Source organism: Streptomyces sp. (assembly GCF_050698815.1).
Taxonomy (GTDB): domain Bacteria; phylum Actinomycetota; class Actinomycetes; order Streptomycetales; family Streptomycetaceae; genus Streptomyces.
Genome location: NZ_JBOHCV010000242.1, coordinates 1 through 5,679 on the forward strand (window position 1 = coordinate 1; position 5,679 = coordinate 5,679).

The window sequence follows — 5,679 nt, forward strand, 5'->3', positions numbered from 1 at the left end:
GCCCAGCGAGCCGACTCCGCCGGAAGCGGCGTGGATGAGCACGGTGTCGCCCGCGCCGACGCCGAGCCGCTGCAGCGACTGGTACGCGGTGAGTCCGGCGAGCGGCAGCCCGGCCGCCTGCTGCCAGTCGAGTGAGGCGGGCTTCCGGGCGAGGGTACGGACCGGGGCGGCGACCAGTTCGGCGTACGTGCCGTGCCGGACCTCGTCCTTGCGCACGTAGCCCATGACCTCGTCGCCGACGGCGAACTCCCCGGCGTCCGCGCCGGTTCGCTCCACGACACCGGACACGTCCCAGCCCGGGACGAGCGGGAAGCTCACCTCCTGGATCTGGTCGAGGTAGCCCGCCGCGACCTTCCAGTCGACCGGGTTGACGCCCGCGGCCCTCACCCTGACCAGGACCTGATCCGGGCCGACCTTCGGTTCGGGCTGCTCTGTGACCTCGAGCGCGTCCGGCCCGTCGTATTGCTGCAAAGTGATGGCCTTCATACCCAGCACAACAGCACACCGGACACGATCATTCCGCCAAGCGCCGCCCTGCCGCGCGTCAGGGCACGACGATGATCTTCCGTCCCTTGCCCGCCGCGAACCGGTCCAGCGCCGCCGGGTAGCTCTCCAGCGGCAGCCGGTCGGAGATGAAGACGTCCGGGTCGAGCACACCGCCCGCGAAGAGCTCGGCAGCCCGCTCGTAGCTGTGCAGCACGGCCATGGAGCCGGTGATGGTGATCTCCTGGTTGTAGATCTTGTACGGCTCGATGGTGGCCGTCGTCGCGTAGTCGGAGACGCCGAACTGGAGGAAGGTGCCCGCCTTGGCGACCCGGCCGAGGCCGTCCTGGATCGCCGCCGCGTTGCCGGTGGCGTCGATGACCAGGTCCCAGCCCTGCGGCCGGTCCAGTTCGTCCGCGCCGGCCGCCGACGAGGAGCAGCCGAGCCGGCGGGCCGTGGCCAGCCGCTCCTCGTTGAGGTCGAGCATGTCGACGCTTGCCGCACCGGTCCGCTTGGCCAGCTCCAGCATCATCAGGCCCATCGTGCCCGAGCCGTAGATCAGTACGTGGGAGCCGAGCTGGCTCTTGAGCACGTCGTAGCCGCGTACGGCGCAGGACAGCGGTTCGATGAGGGCGGCGTCCTGGGTGCGTATGTGCTCGGGCAGCTTGACGCAGTTGGCGACGGGCGCGACGGCGAACTCGGCGGCTCCGCCCGCCGTGGTGACGCCGATGGCGGCCCACCGCTCGCAGAGGTTGTTGTGCCCGGTGCGGCAGTAGCGGCACTCGTAGCAGTACAGCGACGGGTCGACGGCGACCCGGTCGCCCAGTGCCACCTCGGTGACCTCACTGCCCACTCCGACGATCTCACCGGCGAACTCGTGGCCGGGCACCAGCGGCAGCGACGGCGCGAACTCGCCCTGCAGGATGTGCAGATCGGTGCCGCACAGTCCGCACGCGGCCACGTCGACGACCACCTCGCGGGGGCCTGGCGTGGGGTCGGGCACGGTGGTGAGCGCGACCTTGCCGGGCGACTCGACGAGCGCTGCCTTCATTTCACGGCTCCTAGAGACAGGCCCTGGACCAGCTTGTCCTGGGCGGCGAACCCTGCCGCGAGTACTGGCAGGGAGATGACGAGCGACGCGGCGCACACCTTCGCCAGGAACAGGCCCTGGCTGGTGATGAATCCGGTCAGGAAGACGGGTGCGGTCTGGGCGACGACGCCCGTCAGGACCCGGGCGAAGAGCAGCTCGTTCCAGCTGAAGATGAAGCAGATCAGCGAGGTGGCGGCGATGCCCGGCATGGCGATCGGGGCGACGACCCGGGTGAGGATGACGGGCAGCCGGGCGCCGTCGATCTGGGCCGCCTCGATCAGCGCGACCGGTACCTCCGCGAGGAAGGACTGCATCATCCATACCGCGATCGGCAGGTTCATCGAGGTGTAGAGGATGACGAGCAGCCAGATGTTGTCCAGCATCCCGGTGTTCCTGGCGAAGAGGTAGATCGGCAGCAGGCCGGCGACGACGGGCAGCATCTTCGTGGAGAGGAAGAAGAACAGCACGTCAGTCCACTTGCGTACCGGCCGGATGGACAGCGCGTACGCGGCCGGCAGGGCCAGCAGCAGCACCAGCAGGGTGGAAACCACCGACGCCGTCAGCGAGTTGGCCAGCGAGTACCAGGGACTGGGCCCTCCCCCGGCACCGAAGAACTCGCGGTAGCCGTCGAGGGTGAGGGGCGCGGCGAGGGAGGGCGGGTTGGTGGCCGCGTCGGACTCCGAGTGCAGCGAGGTCAGTGCCATCCACAGCACGGGCAGCACGAACAGGATGCCGGCGAGCCAGGCGGCCACGCCCAGCCCGGCGTTCCTCCTGCGGACGCTCTTCGGTGCGGGGGTAGGGGTGCTTGCGACGGCGCTCATGAACGGGCCTCCTCGCGGAAGAGGGACGAGACCACCCGCAGCGCGAAGGTGGCGATGACGAGGGAACCGATCACGACCAGCACGCCCGCCGCCGAGGCCACTCCGTACTCGTGGCCCTGGTAGAAGGTCTGGTAGACGGTGTAGGGCAGGTTGGCGGTGCCGAGTCCGCCCGAGGTGATCGTGAAGACGGCGTCGAAGTTCTGCACGATGTAGACGGTGCCGAGCAGGGCGCCCAGCTCCAGGTAGCGGCGCAGATGGGGCAGCGTGAGGAAGCGGAAGATCTGCCAGGCGCCGGCCCCGTCGATCCGGGCGGCCTCGATGATGTCGGCGGGACGGCTCTGCAGTCCGGCCAGCAGGATCAGCATCATGAACGGCGTCCACTGCCACACCAGCGAGGCCTCGACGGCGCCCAGCGGCATCTTGGCGACCCAGTCCGGCTGGGTGGCACCGTCGCCGAGAATCCAGTGCAGCACGCCGTTGAAGAGTCCGTATTCCGGGTTGTAGAGCACGTGCTTCCACAGCAGCGCCGCGGCGACCGGCACCAGCAGGAAGGGCGCGATGAGCATCGTACGGACCAGGCCGCGGCCCTTGAAGCGGCGGTCGAGCAGCAGGGCGAGCAGCAGCCCCAGCACCAGGCTGACCAGGACCACGGTGACGGTGAGCAGGATCGTGGTGAGCACGGACTTGCGCAGGGCGGGATCGCCGAGCACCTCGCCGTAGTTGGCGAGACCGTTGAAGGCGCGGGCCTCCGGATAGAGCGCGTTCCAGTCGAAGACCGAGATCACCAGCGTGGCCACCATGGGCAGTTGGGTGACGACGATGAGGAAGACCAGGGCGGGCAGCAGCGGTGCGCGGGTCACCCAGGCGCGCAGCCGGGCGGGTGGTGCGGTGCGCGGCGCGGGGCGTTCGGTGTCCGGCGCGGGGGTGCCGGGCGGGGTGGCCGTCGTCGCGGTGGTCATCGTCCTCGCCCCTCGTACTCCTCGGAGACCTTCTCGGCCAGCTGCTGTGACTTCTTCAGGGCCGTCTCGACGGACTGCCGTCCGGCGATGGCCGCGCTGAGCTCCTGGGAGACCTTGGTGCCCAGGTCGGCGAACTCGGGGATGTCCACGAACTGGATGCCGATGGTCGGGCGTTGCTGCACGCCGGGGTCGCGCGGGTCCGTCTCGGTGATGGCCTTGCGGGTGACGTCGCCGAAGGCTCCCGCGGTCTTCTCGTACTCGGGTATCTCATAGGTGGAGGCGCGCTTGCCCGCCGGCACGTTGGCCCAGCCGAACTCCTTGCCGACCAGCCGCTCGTACTCCTTGCTGGAGGCCCAGGAGATGAACTTGTACGCCTTGTCCGGGTTGGGGGACGCCTTCTGCAGACCCCAGGCCCAGGTGTAGAGCCAGCCTGAGGACTTGGTCCTGACGGTGGGTGCGGGGGCGTAACCGATCTTTCCCTTGACTGGGGACTTGGCGGCTTCGAGGGGCCCGGCGCCCGAGGTGGCGTCGTACCACATGGCTGACTTGCCCTGCGTCATGTTGTTCAGGCACTCGGCGAATCCGGACTGGGTGGCGCCGGACTCGCCGTGCTCGCGCACCAGGTCGACGTAGAACTTGGTGGCCTTGACGAAGGCGGGGTCGGTGAGCCTGGCGTTGTAGTCCTTGTCGAACCAGGTGCCGCCGAAGGTGTTGACCACCGTGGTCAGCGGTGCGATCAGCTCGCCCCAGCCGGGCAGCCCGCGCAGGCAGATGCCGCTCATGCCCCGCTGCGCGCCGTCCGCCTCGGCGGCGAGCTTCGCGACCTGCTGCCAGGTCGGCTTGGCGGGCATCTTCAGTCCCTTCTTCGCGAAGACGTCCTTGCGGTACATGAGGAAGGACGACTCGCCGTAGAAGGGCTGGCCGTAGGTCTTGCCGTCCTCGCCGGTGAGCGACTCGCGCAGCGGCGGGAGGATGTCCTTCTGGTCGAAGTCCGCGTCCTTCTTGAGGTACGGGTCCAGGGGGCGCAGCCATTCGTTCTTGGCGTAGATCGGCGCCTCGTAGTTGCTGATGGTGGCGACGTCGTACTGACCGGCCTGGTTGGCGAAGTCCTGGCTGATCTTGTCGCGGACGTCGTTCTCCGGCAGCGTCGTGAAGTTGACCTTGATGCCGGTCTTCTTCGTGAAGTGCTTGGCGGTGAGCTTCTGCAACTCGACCATCTGCGGGTTGTTCACCATCAGGACGTTGATCGTGTCGCCGCCGGTGCCGAGACTGCCGGCTCCGGCGCAGGCGGCCAGCAGCACGTTGGCTGTGACGACCCCGATGACAGCGCGCGCCCGGTGGCGGCGGTGAGCGCGCATGGGGTGAGTGCGCATGGAGGTCTCCTGGTCATGAGGGGGCTGGGCGGGGGCGGCGCGGGTGCGGGTGAAGGGGGCGGGGCGGGGTACGGGGCGCGGTCAGACGCGGATGACCTGGGGTCCGCGGAGCGAGTAGCGGTGGGCCTCGGCGGCGGGCACGCCGGTGGAGGTGATGATCGCCTCGAAGTCCCCGACCTCCCCGAACCGGCAGAAGCTCACGGCACCGAACTTCGTGTGCATGCCCGTGAAGATCCGTCGCCGCGACGCCCGGATCGCCTGCGCCTTGACCTCGCTCACGGCCGGGTCCGGCGTGGTCAGGCCGTGCTCGCGGGAGATGCCGTTGGCGCCCATGAAGGCCAGGTCGATGACGAATCCGGCGAGCATCTTGGTCGTCCAGTGGTCGACGGTGGCCAGGGTGCCGCCGCGTACCCGGCCGCCGAGCAGCAGCACCGTGATCTCCTCGGCCGTGGCCAGGGCGCCCGCGGCGGCCAGCGAGGCGGTGACGACGGTCAGCGGACGGTCGCGGGGCAGCGCTTCGGCGATGAGCTGGGGGGTGAAGCCCTCGTCGATGAAGACCGTCTCGGCCTCGCCGAGGTGCTCGACCGCGGCGGCGGCGATCCGGCGTTTCTCGGGGACGTGCATGGTGGTGCGGAAGGCGAGCGTCGTCTCGAAACCCGCGCTCTCCACGGGGTAGGCGCCACCGTGCGTACGCCTCAGCAGCCCGTGCGATTCCAGTACGCGCAGGTCACGGCGGACCGTCTCCTTCGCGACGCCCAGCTCGACGGCGAGTTCGGCGACGTCGACGGAGCCGGTGCGCCGGGCCGCACCGACGATCTCACGCTGCCGCTCCTCCGCGCTCATGGGTACGTGCTCCCCTCTCTCCGTTCGGTCACGGCTCCGATCGGTCACCGAAGTGCCCGTTCGGGCCTGTGTGGAGATTTCTACAGCTCCCCGAGGACGGGGACCAGGCT

General features: G+C 69.4%; 6 protein-coding genes. All 6 read right to left on the reverse strand.

Going from position 1 to position 5,679, the window contains the following annotated elements; all coding sequences use genetic code 11:
• Positions 1-486, reverse strand: a 486-nt coding sequence (locus ACRDP3_RS08885; protein ID WP_431516311.1) for an NADP-dependent oxidoreductase, incomplete at its 3' end; no start/stop codon positions are given.
• 58 nt (positions 487-544) lie between these two features.
• A complete protein-coding gene (locus ACRDP3_RS08890) occupies positions 545-1,534 on the reverse strand; it encodes a zinc-dependent alcohol dehydrogenase family protein (RefSeq protein WP_431516312.1) in 990 nt (329 codons plus the stop codon).
• Entirely contained in the window at positions 1,531-2,394 is an 864-nt protein-coding gene (locus tag ACRDP3_RS08895; protein WP_431516313.1) for a carbohydrate ABC transporter permease, read from the reverse strand. Before ACRDP3_RS08895 ends, ACRDP3_RS08890 begins: the two co-directional genes overlap by 4 nt.
• A complete protein-coding gene (locus tag ACRDP3_RS08900; protein ID WP_431516314.1) occupies positions 2,391-3,353 on the reverse strand; it encodes a carbohydrate ABC transporter permease in 963 nt (320 codons plus the stop codon). The genes ACRDP3_RS08895 and ACRDP3_RS08900 overlap by 4 nt, the downstream gene beginning before the upstream one ends.
• Positions 3,350-4,726, reverse strand: a complete 1,377-nt coding sequence (locus ACRDP3_RS08905) for an ABC transporter substrate-binding protein (RefSeq protein WP_431516315.1) — start codon at positions 4,724-4,726, stop codon at positions 3,350-3,352. The genes ACRDP3_RS08900 and ACRDP3_RS08905 overlap by 4 nt, the downstream gene beginning before the upstream one ends.
• A gap of 81 nt (positions 4,727-4,807) precedes the next feature.
• Positions 4,808-5,569, reverse strand: a complete 762-nt coding sequence (locus ACRDP3_RS08910; protein WP_431516316.1) for a DeoR/GlpR family DNA-binding transcription regulator — start codon at positions 5,567-5,569, stop codon at positions 4,808-4,810.
• Positions 5,570-5,679: the final 110 nt, after the last annotated feature.

What these genes read in the sequence shown, in the direction of transcription:
- ACRDP3_RS08890 (WP_431516312.1), bottom strand. Translation starts at nt 1,534, where the DNA reads ATGAAGGCAGCGCTCGTCGAGTCGCCCGGCAAGGTCGCGCTCACCACC.
- ACRDP3_RS08895 (WP_431516313.1), bottom strand. Translation starts at nt 2,394, where the DNA reads ATGAGCGCCGTCGCAAGCACCCCTACCCCCGCACCGAAGAGCGTCCGC.
- ACRDP3_RS08900 (WP_431516314.1), bottom strand. Translation starts at nt 3,353, where the DNA reads ATGACCACCGCGACGACGGCCACCCCGCCCGGCACCCCCGCGCCGGAC.
- ACRDP3_RS08905 (WP_431516315.1), bottom strand. Translation starts at nt 4,726, where the DNA reads ATGCGCACTCACCCCATGCGCGCTCACCGCCGCCACCGGGCGCGCGCT.
- ACRDP3_RS08910 (WP_431516316.1), bottom strand. Translation starts at nt 5,569, where the DNA reads ATGAGCGCGGAGGAGCGGCAGCGTGAGATCGTCGGTGCGGCCCGGCGC.